Below are 13,933 nucleotides of genomic sequence, written 5' to 3' on the forward strand. Positions count from 1 at the left end.
GCTATTCGGCGGCTTTGGCTTCCGGGCCCAGCCAGGTGCGAAGATCGGCGAGGGCGCGGGCGCTCATCGCGCGCTTGCGGGCGACGGATTTTTCCTTGCCGCGATATCGTTTGCCCGGTTCGGGATTGGGCGGGGTGTCGATCTCCGGGAAGAGACCGAAATTGACATTCATGGGCTGGAAGCCGCCCTTCGAACCGGTCAGGTGACCCCCGGTGACGTGCTCAACCAATGCGCCGAGCGCGGTCGTGGCGGGCGGCGCGGGCTGGGTCTGACCGAGGCGCTCGGCCGCCGCGAAACGTCCGGCGAGCAGGCCCATGGCGGCGGATTCCACATAGCCCTCCACGCCGATGACCTGGCCGGCGAATCGCCATTCGGGGCGCAGCTTCAGGCGCAGGGACTTGTCGAGCAGTTTCGGTGAATTCAGGAAGGTGTTGCGGTGGATACCGCCGAGGCGCGCGAACTCGGCCTTTTCCAGCCCCGGTATCATGCGGAAAATGTCGGTCTGCGCGCCGTATTTCAGTTTGGTCTGAAAGCCGACCATGTTGAACAGCGTGCCGAGCGCATTGTCCTGGCGCAGCTGGACGACGGCCCAGGGTTTGACATCCGGATTGTGGGCATTGGTCAGGCCGCGCGGTTTCATCGGCCCGTGGCGCAGGGTTTCACGTCCGCGTTCAGCCATGACCTCGATGGGCAGGCAGGCCTCGAAATAGGGCGTGTCCTTTTCCCACTCCTTGAATTCGGTCTTAGGTCCGTCAATGAGCGCATCGACGAAGGCCTCGTACTGCTCCTTCGTCATCGGACAGTTGAGATAGGCGGCGCGGTCAGCCTCGGTCTCGCCCTTGTCGTAGCGCGACTGCATCCAGGCGACATCCATGTCCACGCTATCGCGATAGACAATGGGGGCGATGGCGTCGAAGAAGGCCAGCGAATCCTCGCCGGTCAGATCCAGCGCGGCTTTCGAGAGTGCCGGCGAAGTAAGCGGACCGGTGGCGATGATGACGCTCGACCAGTCGGCCGGCGGAAGACCGGCGATCTCACCGCGTTCGATCGTCACCAGCGGATGCTCGGTCAGCGTTTTCGTGACGGCATCAGAGAACGCCACACGGTCGACTGCGAGCGCTCCGCCAGCGGGCAGCTGATGGCGGTCGCCCATCGCCATGATCAGCGAGTCGCAGCGGCGCATTTCCTCGTGTAGCAGGCCGACGGCGTTGGTCTGCGCATCGTCTGACCGAAAGGAATTCGAACAGACGAGTTCGGCCAGACCATCGGTCTGGTGGGCCTCGGTGCCGCGAACCGGGCGCATCTCGTGCAGGATGACGGGCACGCCCTGGCGGGCGATCTGCCAGGCGGCTTCGGAACCGGCCATGCCGCCGCCGATAATGTGTACGGGTTCGCTCATGGCCGCTCCTATAGCGCTCCGCGCGCGCCGACCCAAGCGGGCTATGCCAGTCGGCGAGGTTGAGTCATCATGCCGGTACAAGGGGAGGGGGAGTTCCCATGAGATCGGTGTCTTTTCTTGGCATCGCCGGAATCCTCTAGAAACCAGCCTGTCACCGTCTGTCTTCCGGGTCATTCTCCGGGCCGTGCGGGCCCGGACGGCGAGGACGGCTAGCGGCCTGCCCAAATTGAAGTTTCGAGCCAACAAACTTGTGATTATGCGGACGAATTTCTCCGCCCTAGGGTGGCGCGTGATGACATGGGAGGGGGGCATGAAATCACTTTCGGCCTTGCTGTTGGGACTGGTCCTTCTGACCGGGCCTGCGGCAGCGCAACTCACCGACATGGAGCCCGATGACCGAGCTGCAATGGCTGCGGCTGTCGATGCTGCCGAAGCGGGCGAGCGCGCCGGCCTGCCGCCCGCAGAGCAGGCGCAGCTTTGGCTGGATGCGGCCAATACGGCCCTCAATGGTCGCGAACTGGTTGGCACGGCCGGGCGCCGCGCGGCGCAGCGCCATGTCGAACGGGCAGAGCGGATCCTGGATCGGGCCGGGATCGACGCGCCCCTGATGCGCGGACGTATCGCCCTGGCCCACGCCAATTACTGGCGCTGGCGCGAACGGTTCGAGCGCGCTCGCGACTTTGCCGATGATGGCATTGCACTGCTCGAGACCGGCGGCGCGGATCGCCGGGAACTCGCGGACGCCTATTATGCGGCCGGTTTCATTACCTATCGCGCGCTGGATGTCCCGGGCGCGGGCCGACGCTTTCGTGCTGCGCTCGATCTTTACCAGGAGCTGCTACCGGTACTGCACCACCGGCGTTTGCGGACCAATGGCTGGACCACGATGACCGAGGCCCTTGCCGAGCGGATCGCCGCTGCGGACCGCCAGCTTTTCGTCATGGTTGCCAACGCGCCGCCGGCCGATACCGAACTGGGCGAGCGCCATGGCGGCGACTGGGCGGTCACCGAAGCACCGGGCTTTGACACGACGGCGTGGCATGGACGCCTGGACGGGTTCGCGGTCATCCTGCTCGATGTCGATGCGCAGGGTGTGCCGACCAATATACGGCTGGAGGAGACCTATCCGGGCGATTTGTGGGACCGGGAAATCCTGCACGGTCTGACAGCCTGGCGGCTGGATCCGGATGCCCTGGCCGACCCCGATGCGCGGACAACGGATATCGCGCTGACCTTCATCTATGGGGTTCAGCGGTATCACCGGTGACGGAATGCGCCATTGCGCGGGGCCAAGGGTGTGGGTATCCCGCCACCATGCGCAACCAAGACCGACCCTCCAGCATCACCCTCGTCATGATCTCGCTGCGCGACATGGGCCGTTTTCTGCCCAAGGCCGGCCTGCAGGCCGCGATCCTGTCGCTGCCGCTGGCGGCTGCGCTGTCCTGGCTGGCGTTGCTTGCGACGCAGATCGCCGGAGATGAGTCCAAGCCATTCGGGACCTACATTCTGGTCATCGTCGCGGCGATCCTCGTGGCCATCCCTGCCCAGAGCGCGCTGCTGCGCCGCGCGCTCCGGGGCAGGTCCGGCCCGCTCCTGGGTCTGGAACTCGGCGGCGACGAAGTCCGCTTGGCTATCGTCGCCCTGCTCATCGGGATTTTGGGGTTTACCGTTCTGGGCGCCGCAGGACTGGGGCTGGTCGCCATCCTGGCCGCGCTCGATCTCGCGGCCCGTTCGCGCGCGGGCGCACCGGCCATCGATTCGGAGTCGCCGGAGACCGCCTTGCCGGTCCTGGGCGAGTATTTCGGGAACGGAGACTGGGGTGTTGCGGTGGCCGTGATTGCGCTGTTTACGGTGTTCGCAATCTGGTTCTGCGCGCGTCTGTCGCTGGCCTATGCAGCCACGATCGCACGCCAGAAAGTCCAGGCATTGTCGAGTTTCTCGCTCACGCGGGGGCGCTGGATCGCGACGGCGCTGGTCATGGCGCTGGCTTTGCTGCCGGGGCTGGGGCTCAGGTATTTGGCGCTGGAATTGGCGCGCGGCGAGGGCGCGGCGTCACTGGGAATCCTGTTTGCCCTGGAATGGCTCGCGGCGGCGGTCACCCTGCTCCTGACCTGCGCGGCGGGGATGTCCCTTTACCGCCAGCTGGGCGGGGACGATCAGGAGCCGGTTCCCTCCTGACGGTACAGTCGAAGCTGGTATAGTCCGCCTGTCTGAACGGGACTGCCGTTCGCCGCGTGGGAGGGGACACGCCATGCAGACACCGGCTTTCGATTTCGGCGAGGCCATTGGCCATTTCTTCAAGACGCTGGGCCGCAGGCCCGGTGCGGTCTTCTGGGTCGCGTTCTGCAACGCCATCCTGTTTTCGGTTTTCACCGGCCTGATCCTGTGGCTGATCGCGCCGGGCTATCTGAACATGCTGGACGTGGCCATGTCGGGCGGCGACCCGACACCGGACGATGTCTGGGAACTGGTCGGCCCCGTCTTCGCTGTCGTGCCCCTGTCCTTCATCGGCGGCATCCTGGTTGCCCTGATGGCCCAGGGCGCCTGGCTGCGCCTTCTGGTTCGTGACGAAGTGGCCCCGGGCATTCCCTTCCGCCTGGGGGGTGATGAATTCCGCCTGCTGGCTGTGAATATCGTCTTCATCGTGATTGCCATCGCCCTCTACATCCTGACGCTGGGAATCGGGATCGGACTGGCCGTCGCCGTGGGCGTCAGCGAAGGCGGAGCCGGTGCGGGCGCACTGGCCGGTCTGGGCGGCGGCCTTTTGGTGATCGGTGCCATTGTGCTGGCGGTCTTCCTGGCTGTTCGCCTGTCGGCGGCCCCGGCGCTGACCGTGCTGGACCGGCGCGTGCGCGTGTTTGATGCCATGCCGGCCACGCGCGGCATCTTCTGGTGGCTGGTGCTGACCTATATCGTGATGGTTATCATCATCTTCGCAGCCCAGTCGGTTCTCGGCACGATGATACAGTTTCTTTTCCTTGGGGCCTTCATGCCGATGATGTTCGAATTCGCCATGATGGCTGAAAGTACCAATCCGGAGCCAACCGCGATTCTGGACATGCTGCGTGAGCAGTTGAGCGAGCCAGGAACGATGGTCATGCTCGGGGCCGGCCTGTTCCTGTCGCTCTTTCTGCAGACGCTGACCGAAGGGGCCTGGCACAGCGTCGGTGCCTATACGGCTCGCCGTCATCGCGCTTCGGCGGCTGACGTTCCGCCGCCGGTTGATGCCGCCGACACGCCGCCACCGGCCACTGCAACCGAGCCGGAATAGGGAACCGCTGTTACCCATCAGGCGTTTGCCGAGGCGAGATTGAACCCGCCGGGACAAATGCCTGATGGAGTCAGCGCCGGACCATCCCCGCAAGCTGGAAACCCTGTTCGACGGGGTCGCGCCGTGTGGCAGGAGCCGGTCGGACATCACGGTTGGCGAGCTGATCGACCGGCTGGCCCACCGCTCCTTCGGTCCGCTTCTTCTCCTCCCGGCGCTGGTCTCGGTTCTCCCGGTCATCGGGGCGCTTCCCGGCGTAACCTGGACAACATCGGCCATCTGCCTGGTCGTCTCGCTTCACTTCCTGTTTCAGCGGCACCGGGTGTGGCTGCCGGGGTTCCTTCGCGGTCTCTCGGTGCCGGAGAAAAGCTTCTGCAAGGGGCTGGCTGCGGCCAAGCCCTGGCTGCGCCGGCTCGATGGCGTCACATACAAGCGCTTCCACCTGCTCCTGCTGCCGCCAGCCCCGATTCTGGTCGCTTTGCTGTGCGTCGTCCTGTCGGTCGCCATGTTCGTGTTCTCGGTCATCCCCGGCGGCGTCGTCATCCCGGCCGCCGGGATCATCCTGCTGGCCATCGCGCTGACCACGCATGACGGGCTTCTGCTCGCCCTGGGTGTGCTTGTCGGCGCGGGTGCCGTCGCGGGCGCGATCTGGCTCCTGTTCCGTTTTGTCATTTGAAACCGGCTCTACGGGCCGGTTAGAGTGACGGTTAGGGCTGGATGCGATTCCATCCAAGGGGCAGGGGACAATCATGACCACACGTTTCGATTCCGCCGGCGCGCTCGGTTTTTTCTGGGCGGTCTTCACGGCCCGGCCGATCGTTTTTATCGGGCTGGCAATCTGGACGATTGTCTACACGGCCGGGCTGGGCGCGCTGCAATATGCGCCGACCGCGGCGTATATGGACGCGCTGAACAACCTGTCGAATACCGATGACCCGGCTGTCGTTTTCGCCACGGTCGGCAGCTTCTATGCAGCCTCCGGCCCGATCTGGCTGCTCGGGATTGCGGGATACATTCTTCTGGAAACGGCGTGGTTGCGGCTGTTCGTGCGCGGCGAGGGCAACCCGGTCTTTCCGTTCAAGCTGAGCAAGGACGAAGGCATGTTCACGCTGACCGGCCTGGCGCTGGTCGGCATCATGATCGGTGCCTATATCGGCTGGATCGTGGTCGCCATGATTGCCGCGACCGTCATCGCCCTGGCTTTGGCACCGATTTCGGCGACCGTGGCAACGGCGGCCGTTTTCATCGCCATGTTTGCACTGGCCTTGCCCTTTTTCTGGGTGATGATCCGGTTTTCGCCCGCGCTGGCCATGGCCGTGGACCGCCGCGCCTTTGTCCTGGGCGAGGCCTGGTCGGGAACCAAGGGCTGGTTCTGGTCGATGCTGGGCAGCTATCTGATCGCCTTCCTCGTCATGCTGGTCATCGGTCTTGTCGGCCTCGCCGTGCTGTTTGTCATGGGATACAACCTCATCGGCATCAGTGCCGGGGTCACCTTCCCGCCATTCGAGGTGATGCTGGCCTTCTACATCGTCCAGGCCGTGATCGCGCTCATCCCGCAAGCGATGTTCCGCGGCATTGCCGTCCGCGCCGCCCAGCAAATCGGCGAGGCTGGCAGTCCGCCCGCGACACCGGCCGATGGCGGTGGAGGCTGATCGGGTGGCGGTCACAGAAACGCGCCACAGCGAACCGGACAGTCTCAATGCGTCGGCCGCCTTTGCCCATGCCACTGCGGTAATACGCAAGGCACCGGAGCGGGCCCTGGCCATCGCGCTTTGGGAATATGGACTGTTCTGCGCGCTCAATCTCGCGGCGATCCTCGCATTCCCGGTTCTGGTACAGGTCCAGGTCAGCGGGCCGGAAGCCATGAACCCGGCCATGATGCCGGCCATCATGGCGGCTCAGGGACTTCTGGCCTTGGGGTCACTGATCGTCGTGGTCCTGGTCGAGCCAGCCTGGCAGCGGCTTTATGCGCGCGGGGAAACCGGGGACCGCTTTCTGTTCCGTATCGGTCCGGATGAAGGTCGCTTTGGCCTCGCCATCCTGACCCAACTCGGCCTCGGGGTCGGTTTCTGGATCGTCGCCGCGATTGCCGGAGGGCTGGTCTATGGAGCGGTGGCGCTGACACAGGATGCCGGGCCGATCCTGTCTGTCCTGGTGCCGACCATCGCGGCGATCCTGGCCGTGCCACCGGCGTTGGCCGTCCTGTTGTTTGTCATCTGCCTCAGCCTGCCCCTGTTCGCCGGCATGGTCGCGCGGCAGGACTTCAATCCGTTCGGCCATGCGCGCGCAGCGCTCAAGGCCCTGCTGCCAACGGGCCGGATCGTTGGTTATTTCATCCTGACCTGTATCGCCGTCCTTGTCGGTGTTGGCCTGATCACGCTGCCGTTCCGGCTGTTATTCATGCTGTTCAGCGGTGAGGAAACGAACCGCGTCATCGCCGCCCTGTCGATGTTGCTGACTTTTGTCTCGAGCCTGTTCATCCACTTTGTGGTGGCAAACCTGTCGCGCGGGATCGGGGCCTATCTGGCGCTACATTTCTCCGGCCGGACCAATCCGCTTCTGGCGGACGCCTCCGGCCCCGAAACAGCACCGGGTGCCGCGCCAACCGTGGCGCGAAATGATGGCTGAAACACGGTTCCATATCGCCGCGGCAGCGTTCCGCTTCTTTATTGTCGCTAAGCGGAATCCGCTCGGATTTCTCTGGCTAACCATATGGTCAGTGGTGCCGGTGATCGTCCTTTATGGCGGCCTTTTAATTCTGATGGTGCCGCTGGCGGCGCAGGATTCGGCCGAACACACTCAGACGATGATACGGGTGTTCACCTGGGTGCCACTCATCGTCATTGGAAGCATAATCTTCTTTCTCAGTTTGGCGACGGCCTGGATCCGGTTTCTGCTCCACGGCCGTAACAAGCCGGTCATCCCGATCCGGCTCGGCGCAGACGAAGGCCGCGTCTTCGTCACCGGCCTCGTCGTGACCGTCGTGATGTGGGCGGTTCAGTTCGCGCTGATCATTCCGGTGATGATTGTCGCCGCTTCAGTTGGCCTGTTCACGGACCAGGCCGGCCAAGCGGCGTCGGATGCCGCCATGATCGTGCTGATAATGGCCATGTATGGGCCGATGATCGCCGTAACCCTTTATTTCTCGGTCCGGCTCTACCCCGCGTTCGGGCTTTCCGTGCTTGAGCGGCGGATATTCACTTTTGACGCCTGGCCCGCGTCGAAGGGCGTGTACTGGCCGGCCCTGGGGGCGGTCATCCTGTCCTGGATCGTCGTGCTCGTGATCTATGTCGCATTACTTGGGCTGGCCTTCCTGCCCCTGGCCGTGGACGGCTATGCGGACTCTCAGGCGGAGGCGCTGTCGAGTGGTTCCCTGATCGGGTTTATCGGCGTCTTCGAAGCGATCATGATCGTGGTCGGATGCATTATGATGGTCTGGATGAGTGCTATCCCCTTTGGCCCGATTGCCTATATCGCGGAACGACATCATCAATTGAAGGCTATGGCGGACGTGATGCCTGCTGCCACGCCCAGCGATGGCTGAGCCCCGTTTCGATATCGTCGCGGCGGCATTTCACATCGTGACACTGGCCCGGCGGTATCCTCGGGAAATGCGAAAGCTCGGATTGTCCGCCGCTCTATTCTTTTCTGTCTTTGTTATTCTGGTTTTCGCCGTCGAGATGGCACCGGGCGTTGAGCCTGGACCGATGACCGAGTTGTTCAAATTGCCGGGAACGCTGGCGCTTTGGATCTTGATCTGGCTCGTTCCGGTCGCGGTGATGCGCCTCGGGATGACCGGTGAAACGACTGGCGTGGCGGGGCTTGGATTCGGCGGGGACGAGTTTCGGGTCGGCTTTGGATTTTGGCTGATGGGGTTCCCGGCCTCGCTGGCATCAATACCGACCATGATGATTGCAATTCCACTTATCGGACTGGCGCAAGCGACGGAAAATCTCGCAGTGGTAATTCCGGTAATCTTCGCAGGGCTGACTTTCGGTTTTTCCGGGTATGCCTATGTCATGGCGCGGCTGGGTCCGGGACTGGCTCTGTCAATCCGGAACAAAGAATTCTACGTCACCCGTACATGGCGTGCGACACATCCGATCCGTTGGCGGCTTCTTCTGGTCTGGCTGCCCTGGTGGCTGCTCTATTTCAGTCTGACATTTTTCGGCTTGTTGGCATTTCCGCGCGGCTTGGCCATCGCGGGTGGATATACCGCCGCGATTGTTCAGACCCTCTTTGGGGCCGGTGTCGTGATTTTGTTCTCGATGGCGGCTGCCACGCAGACCTATGTCATGGACTATCTATTGCGGCGCTATCCAGCTGCAGCCTCGAAGATCGGGGCTTCTCCCGCGCCCTAACCCGCCTTCTTCCGCAGCGCCGCGCCGCGCTTCAGAAGCGGTTTGAGATAGCGTCCGGTCCAGCTGGCTTTCACCTTCGCAACGTCCTCGGGTGTCCCGGCCGCGACGATCTCGCCACCGCCATCCCCGCCTTCGGGACCGAGATCAATCAACCAGTCGGCGGTCTTGATGACATCGAGATTGTGCTCGATCACGACGACCGTATTGCCGGTGTCGACAAGCTCATGGAGGACTTCGAGGAGCTTGCGGACATCCTCGAAATGCAGACCCGTGGTCGGTTCATCGAGAATGTAGAGCGTCTTGCCGGTCGCGCGCTTGGAGAGCTCCTTGGAGAGTTTCACGCGCTGGGCCTCGCCGCCGGAAAGCTGGGTGGCGGGCTGGCCGATCTTCACATAGCCGAGACCGACGCGTTTGAGCGTTTCCATCTTGTCGCGCACCGCCGGGACGGCCTTGAAGAAGTCCGCGCCTTCCTCGACCGTCATGTCGAGCACGTCGGCGATGGACTTGCCCTTGAAGGTGACTTCCAGCGTTTCGCGATTGAAGCGCTTGCCGTGACAGACATCGCACGGGACGAAGACGTCGGGTAGGAAGTGCATCTCGATCTTCACGACGCCGTCGCCCTGGCAGGCCTCGCAGCGCCCGCCCTTCACATTGAAGCTGAAGCGGCCCGGCTTGTAGCCGCGCGCCTTTGACTCCGGCAGGCCGGCGAACCAGTCGCGGATCGGGGTGAAGGCCCCGGTATAGGTCGCGGGATTTGACCGCGGCGTGCGTCCGATGGGGGACTGGTCGATGTCGATAATCTTGTCGAGATGGTCGAGCCCGTCGATCTTGTCATAGGGCGCGGGCACGATCTGCGCCTTGTTGAGACGGCGCGCGGCGGCCTTGTAAAGCGTCTCGATCGTCAGAGTCGACTTGCCGCCGCCCGATACGCCGGTGACACAGACGAAGACGCCAAGCGGGAACTCAGCCGTCACGTTTTTCAAATTGTTGCCCGTGGCCCCGGCGACGGTGAGGCTGCGCCCCTTCTTCGGCTTGCGCCGGGTTTCGGGAACCTCGATCCGTCTCTTGCCGGACATGTACTGGCCGGTGAGGCTGTTCGGATTGGCCTCGATTTCCTTTGGTGTGCCTTCGGCAACGATCTCACCGCCATGGACACCGGCGGCGGGCCCCAGATCGACCACATAGTCTGCCGTCGCGATGGCTTCCTCGTCATGTTCGACGACGATGACAGTGTTGCCGAGGTCGCGCAGGCCGCAGAGCGAATCCAGCAGGCGGGTATTGTCGCGCTGGTGCAGGCCGATGGAGGGTTCGTCGAGCACGTAGAGGACGCCGGTCAGTCCCGAACCGATCTGCGAGGCGAGACGGATACGCTGGCTTTCTCCGCCCGACAGCGTGCCGGAAGCGCGGTTGAGGGTGAGGTATTCCAGACCCACATCGACGAGGAATTTCAGACGCTCGCGTATTTCCTTCAGGATGCGTTCGGCGATCTGGCGGTCCTTGTCGGAAAAGTCCTTCTCGATGTCGGAAAACCAGTCCGAGGCCGAGCGGATGGCGACCTCGGTCGCCTGGGATATATCCTTGCCGGCGATCTTCACTGCCAGCGCTTCAGGCTTAAGCCGTTTGCCGTGACAGGTTTCGCAGGGCTGAGAAGACTGGAAGCGGGAGAGGTCATCACGCACCCAGCTGGAATCGGTTTCGCGCCAGCGGCGTTCCAGATTGGGGATGACGCCCTCGAATGTCTTGGTCGTCTCGAAGGTGCGCAGCCCGTCCTCGTACTTGAACTTGATCTTGTCCTTTGAGCCGAACAGCACCGTCTTGCGGAATTCCTCCGGCAGATCGCGCCAGGCCTCGTACATGGACGCGCCGAAATGCTCGGCCAGCGCCTGCAGCGTCTGCTGGTAGAGTTTGGACGTTGCCCGGTTCCAGGGTGCGACCGCGCCGTCATAGAGCGTTTTCGACCGGTCGGGGATGACGAGGCCTTCGTCGAATTTCAGGCTCTGGCCCAGCCCATCACAGGCCGGGCAGGCCCCGAACGGGTTGTTGAACGAGAACAGGCGCGGTTCGATCTCGGCAATGGTAAAGCCCGAGACCGGGCAAGCGAACTTCTCCGAGAATATCAGGCGTTCGCCGGTTTTGTATTCGCGGACTTCCCCCCACCCCGACCCTCCCCCGGTGGGGGAGGGAGAAGGCGCTTTGGAGACTCCCTCCCCTTGAGGGGAGGGTTGGGGTGAGGTGTCTGATCCGACGTCGCGGGAATCCGCTGCGAATTCCGCCACCGCGATGCCGTCGGCGAGGCGCAGCGCGGTTTCGAGACTGTCCGCGAGGCGCTGTTCAAGGCCCTCCCGGATGACGACCCGGTCCACGACGACATCGATGTCGTGTTTGAATTTCTTGTCGAGCGTGGGGGCCTCCTCCAGCGCGTGGAACTCACCATTGACCTTGACCCGCTGGAAGCCGGATTTCAGCCATTCGGCGAATTCCTTGCGGTACTCGCCCTTGCGGCCACGCACGACGGGGGCGAGCAGGTAGAGGCGGGTGCCTTCCTCCAGTGCCATCAGGCGGTCAACCATCTGGCTAACTGTCTGGCTCTCGATGGGCAGGCCGGTAGCCGGCGAATAGGGGACACCGACGCGCGCCCACAACAGGCGCATATAGTCGTAGATCTCGGTGACCGTGCCGACGGTCGAGCGCGGGTTCTTCGATGTGGTCTTCTGCTCGATGGAAATCGCCGGGGAGAGGCCCTCGATCGAGTCCATGTCCGGCTTGCTCATCAGTTCGAGGAACTGACGCGCATAGGCCGAGAGACTTTCCACGTATCGGCGCTGGCCCTCGGCATAGATCGTGTCGAAGGCGAGCGAGGACTTGCCGGAACCGGACAGGCCGGTGAACACGATCAGCTTGTCGCGCGGCAGGTCGACCGAGACGTTTTTCAGATTGTGTTCGCGCGCGCCGCGCACGGAAATGGTCTTTAGCGGTTCAGGCATGGACTTGGGGACCTCGTTGCGGTCAACTCGCGCGCGACTCGCCGGACATTTGACCGGCGGAACATTATGTGAACAAATAGCCCGCGTCCACACGCGGGCCACAGCAATTCTGATGGAGAAGATGGGGATATGGCGGGCAGCGTCAACAAAGTCATTCTGGTGGGTAATCTCGGACGCGATCCGGAAATCCGCCGGCTGAACTCCGGCGACCCGGTCGCCAATCTGCGCATCGCGACGAGCGAGACCTGGCGCGACAAGTCTTCGGGCGAGCGCAAGGAAAAGACCGAATGGCACAACGTCGTGATTTTCAACGAAAATCTGTGCAAGGTCGCTGAGAACTACCTGCGCAAGGGCTCCAAGGTCTATATCGAGGGATCGCTGCAGACCCGGAAGTGGCAGGACCAGTCCGGTCAGGACAAATACACGACTGAAGTCGTGCTGCAGAAATTCCGCGGTGAGCTGCAAATGCTCGATTCGCGTGGTGAAGGCGGCGGTGGTGGCGGGGGCTATGACTCCGGCGACAGCTATTCGGGCGGCGGCGGCCGTTCGCAAGGCGGCAGCGGGCCGAAGGAAAACTTCCGCAATGACGATCTCGACGACGAGATTCCCTTCTAGTCATCCGGATGGTTTTTAAGTCTGGTCTGCATCCGCCGGGCGACGGCGGGTGCAGTCCGGGCTAGTCTTGGCCCCGCGCCTGCAAGGCGGGCGCGGTAGCCACCGGAGTGACTGTCCATGATACGCGCCCTGATTCCCGTCCTTGCCCTGACGCTGGCCGCGCCAGCCATCGCGCAGGACGCTATCATCCTTTCTCAGCAGGGCGACGGAACGCACCGTCCGCAACTGCGCGAAGTGCAGGGCGCGAACAATGTCACCACCTATTACGTAATCGGGGACGGGGCGTTCGGCGACGTATTCGGCGCATTGGCCGAACTGATACAGCGGCCCGATACCGCCAATCGCGAAGTCGCCGACTTCCTGTGGGAAAACCGGGACGTCAATCCGCCCGCCTTCCTGATGGAAGCGGCACGGCGGTATGCGTCAATTGATCCGGACCGGTCGGCGCAGGCCTACTTCCTCGGCCGCGCGCGGATCGTCTATGACGCGATGCGTTGTTCGGACTCTACCGCGCTACAGGCCATTCCCATCATCAACGAGTTTGCCGGTCCGGAAATGGCCACCGTGCTGTCGGACCCCGCGCGCATCCATGCCCAGCTCAGCGCGGTCTATTCCTCGGGGGAGGCGTTCACCAGTCCAGCCTCGCCCTGGTGGATCTGCTCTTCGGCGGATTCGGTGTTTTTCGCCGCCGTCAACAATCAGCCAATCACCCGTAATGAATGGCTGAAACAGCAGACCGAATGGAGCGTGGTACGTGACGGTGTGAACCGGAACATGCTGACGAATATCCGGCTCGCTGAAACGGCGATGAATGGACAATAAGGGCTATCAGGACGCTTTTTTCGTGGCGTCCTGACAGGATTCCGATTGAAGTCCGGCGCGGCGATGGCCGTGGTCGCGGCGGGGAAATGACCGATGCCGAGTTTACAGGCCGCTATGTCGCCCTGAAGCATGCCAGCTTCGTCGCGCTGGACCGTGATGCGAATTCCCATGTTACGCCGAGGAGCTGGCCAATGCTCTGGGCGGAATCGCGTACGACGCGGCGTCGGTCGAGCGCAATTCGCGCCCGCCTGACGTCATGGCCCGCGAGCGGATCGCCGACTTTGACACGAATGGCGATGGCCGGCTCAGCGTCGCCGAGTTCGCCGCCAGTTAAACCAGCGCCATTTCAACGGGATACGGCCACCGGTTCTGCCGGTGGCCATTTCCGTATCCGGTCTTTTCCAAGCTGCGTCCGGAGCGCCCCGCGCGTTTGCCCCGCAGGGCGCGGATTGGTAGGCTGCAAGCCAGTTTTTCCGGCGCGATT

12 protein-coding genes are annotated in these 13,933 nt (G+C 63.2%); 10 read left to right on the forward strand and 2 right to left on the reverse strand.

What is annotated here, in order from left to right; translation table 11 throughout:
• Position 1: 1 nt before the first annotated feature.
• Complete coding sequence (trmFO, locus tag V0U35_RS13210; protein ID WP_330197205.1) at positions 2-1,399, reverse strand: methylenetetrahydrofolate--tRNA-(uracil(54)-C(5))-methyltransferase (FADH(2)-oxidizing) TrmFO; 1,398 nt, start codon at positions 1,397-1,399, stop codon at positions 2-4.
• Positions 1,400-1,709: 310 nt separating this feature from the next.
• Between trmFO and V0U35_RS13215 the strand changes: the two genes are divergently transcribed.
• From V0U35_RS13215 to V0U35_RS13250, 8 genes are all read left to right on the forward strand, one after another.
• Complete coding sequence (locus V0U35_RS13215) at positions 1,710-2,666, forward strand: hypothetical protein (RefSeq protein WP_330197206.1); 957 nt, start codon at positions 1,710-1,712, stop codon at positions 2,664-2,666.
• A gap of 47 nt (positions 2,667-2,713) precedes the next feature.
• Entirely contained in the window at positions 2,714-3,577 is an 864-nt protein-coding gene (locus tag V0U35_RS13220; RefSeq protein ID WP_330197207.1) for a hypothetical protein, read from the forward strand.
• Between the two features lie 73 nt (positions 3,578-3,650).
• Positions 3,651-4,670 carry a hypothetical protein gene (locus V0U35_RS13225; RefSeq protein ID WP_330197208.1) on the forward strand — a complete coding sequence of 340 codons (1,020 nt, stop codon included), beginning with the start codon at positions 3,651-3,653 and terminating at the stop codon, positions 4,668-4,670.
• A 64-nt stretch (positions 4,671-4,734) separates the two neighbouring features.
• Complete coding sequence (locus tag V0U35_RS13230; RefSeq protein ID WP_330197210.1) at positions 4,735-5,343, forward strand: exopolysaccharide biosynthesis protein; 609 nt, start codon at positions 4,735-4,737, stop codon at positions 5,341-5,343.
• Between the two features lie 73 nt (positions 5,344-5,416).
• Positions 5,417-6,319 carry a hypothetical protein gene (locus V0U35_RS13235; protein WP_330197211.1) on the forward strand — a complete coding sequence of 301 codons (903 nt, stop codon included), beginning with the start codon at positions 5,417-5,419 and terminating at the stop codon, positions 6,317-6,319.
• Positions 6,320-6,323: 4 nt separating this feature from the next.
• Complete coding sequence (locus V0U35_RS13240) at positions 6,324-7,295, forward strand: hypothetical protein (RefSeq protein ID WP_330197212.1); 972 nt, start codon at positions 6,324-6,326, stop codon at positions 7,293-7,295.
• On the forward strand, positions 7,288-8,211 hold the full coding sequence (locus V0U35_RS13245; protein ID WP_330197213.1) for a hypothetical protein: 924 nt from the start codon (positions 7,288-7,290) through the stop codon (positions 8,209-8,211). The genes V0U35_RS13240 and V0U35_RS13245 overlap by 8 nt, the downstream gene beginning before the upstream one ends.
• Positions 8,204-9,028: a hypothetical protein gene (locus V0U35_RS13250; RefSeq protein ID WP_330197214.1), complete on the forward strand. Its 825-nt coding sequence runs from the start codon at positions 8,204-8,206 to the stop codon at positions 9,026-9,028. Before V0U35_RS13245 ends, V0U35_RS13250 begins: the two co-directional genes overlap by 8 nt.
• Here V0U35_RS13250 and uvrA read toward each other — a convergent pair.
• On the reverse strand, positions 9,025-12,012 hold the full coding sequence (gene uvrA, locus V0U35_RS13255; protein ID WP_330197215.1) for an excinuclease ABC subunit UvrA: 2,988 nt from the start codon (positions 12,010-12,012) through the stop codon (positions 9,025-9,027). The two genes, V0U35_RS13250 and uvrA, sit on opposite strands and share 4 nt — an antisense overlap.
• Positions 12,013-12,141: 129 nt before the next feature.
• Here uvrA and V0U35_RS13260 point away from each other — a divergent pair, with 129 nt between their 5' ends.
• Together V0U35_RS13260 and V0U35_RS13265 are read left to right on the forward strand one after the other, a co-directional pair.
• Positions 12,142-12,627, forward strand: coding sequence for a single-stranded DNA-binding protein (locus V0U35_RS13260; protein ID WP_330197216.1), 486 nt, complete (start codon positions 12,142-12,144; stop codon positions 12,625-12,627).
• A 117-nt stretch (positions 12,628-12,744) separates the two neighbouring features.
• Positions 12,745-13,449, forward strand: a complete 705-nt coding sequence (locus V0U35_RS13265; protein ID WP_330197217.1) for a hypothetical protein — start codon at positions 12,745-12,747, stop codon at positions 13,447-13,449.
• The last annotated feature ends 484 nt before the right edge of the window (positions 13,450-13,933 follow it).

This window comes from Hyphobacterium marinum, assembly GCF_036330325.1.
Taxonomy (GTDB): domain Bacteria; phylum Pseudomonadota; class Alphaproteobacteria; order Caulobacterales; family Maricaulaceae; genus Hyphobacterium; species Hyphobacterium marinum.

What these genes read in the sequence shown, in the direction of transcription:
- trmFO (WP_330197205.1), bottom strand. Translation starts at nt 1,399, where the DNA reads ATGAGCGAACCCGTACACATTATCGGCGGCGGCATGGCCGGTTCCGAA.
- uvrA (WP_330197215.1), bottom strand. Translation starts at nt 12,012, where the DNA reads ATGCCTGAACCGCTAAAGACCATTTCCGTGCGCGGCGCGCGCGAACAC.
- V0U35_RS13215 (WP_330197206.1), top strand. Translation starts at nt 1,710, where the DNA reads ATGAAATCACTTTCGGCCTTGCTGTTGGGACTGGTCCTTCTGACCGGG.
- V0U35_RS13260 (WP_330197216.1), top strand. Translation starts at nt 12,142, where the DNA reads ATGGCGGGCAGCGTCAACAAAGTCATTCTGGTGGGTAATCTCGGACGC.
- V0U35_RS13220 (WP_330197207.1), top strand. Translation starts at nt 2,714, where the DNA reads ATGCGCAACCAAGACCGACCCTCCAGCATCACCCTCGTCATGATCTCG.
- V0U35_RS13245 (WP_330197213.1), top strand. Translation starts at nt 7,288, where the DNA reads ATGGCTGAAACACGGTTCCATATCGCCGCGGCAGCGTTCCGCTTCTTT.
- V0U35_RS13235 (WP_330197211.1), top strand. Translation starts at nt 5,417, where the DNA reads ATGACCACACGTTTCGATTCCGCCGGCGCGCTCGGTTTTTTCTGGGCG.
- V0U35_RS13265 (WP_330197217.1), top strand. Translation starts at nt 12,745, where the DNA reads ATGATACGCGCCCTGATTCCCGTCCTTGCCCTGACGCTGGCCGCGCCA.
- V0U35_RS13225 (WP_330197208.1), top strand. Translation starts at nt 3,651, where the DNA reads ATGCAGACACCGGCTTTCGATTTCGGCGAGGCCATTGGCCATTTCTTC.
- V0U35_RS13250 (WP_330197214.1), top strand. Translation starts at nt 8,204, where the DNA reads ATGGCTGAGCCCCGTTTCGATATCGTCGCGGCGGCATTTCACATCGTG.
- V0U35_RS13230 (WP_330197210.1), top strand. Translation starts at nt 4,735, where the DNA reads ATGGAGTCAGCGCCGGACCATCCCCGCAAGCTGGAAACCCTGTTCGAC.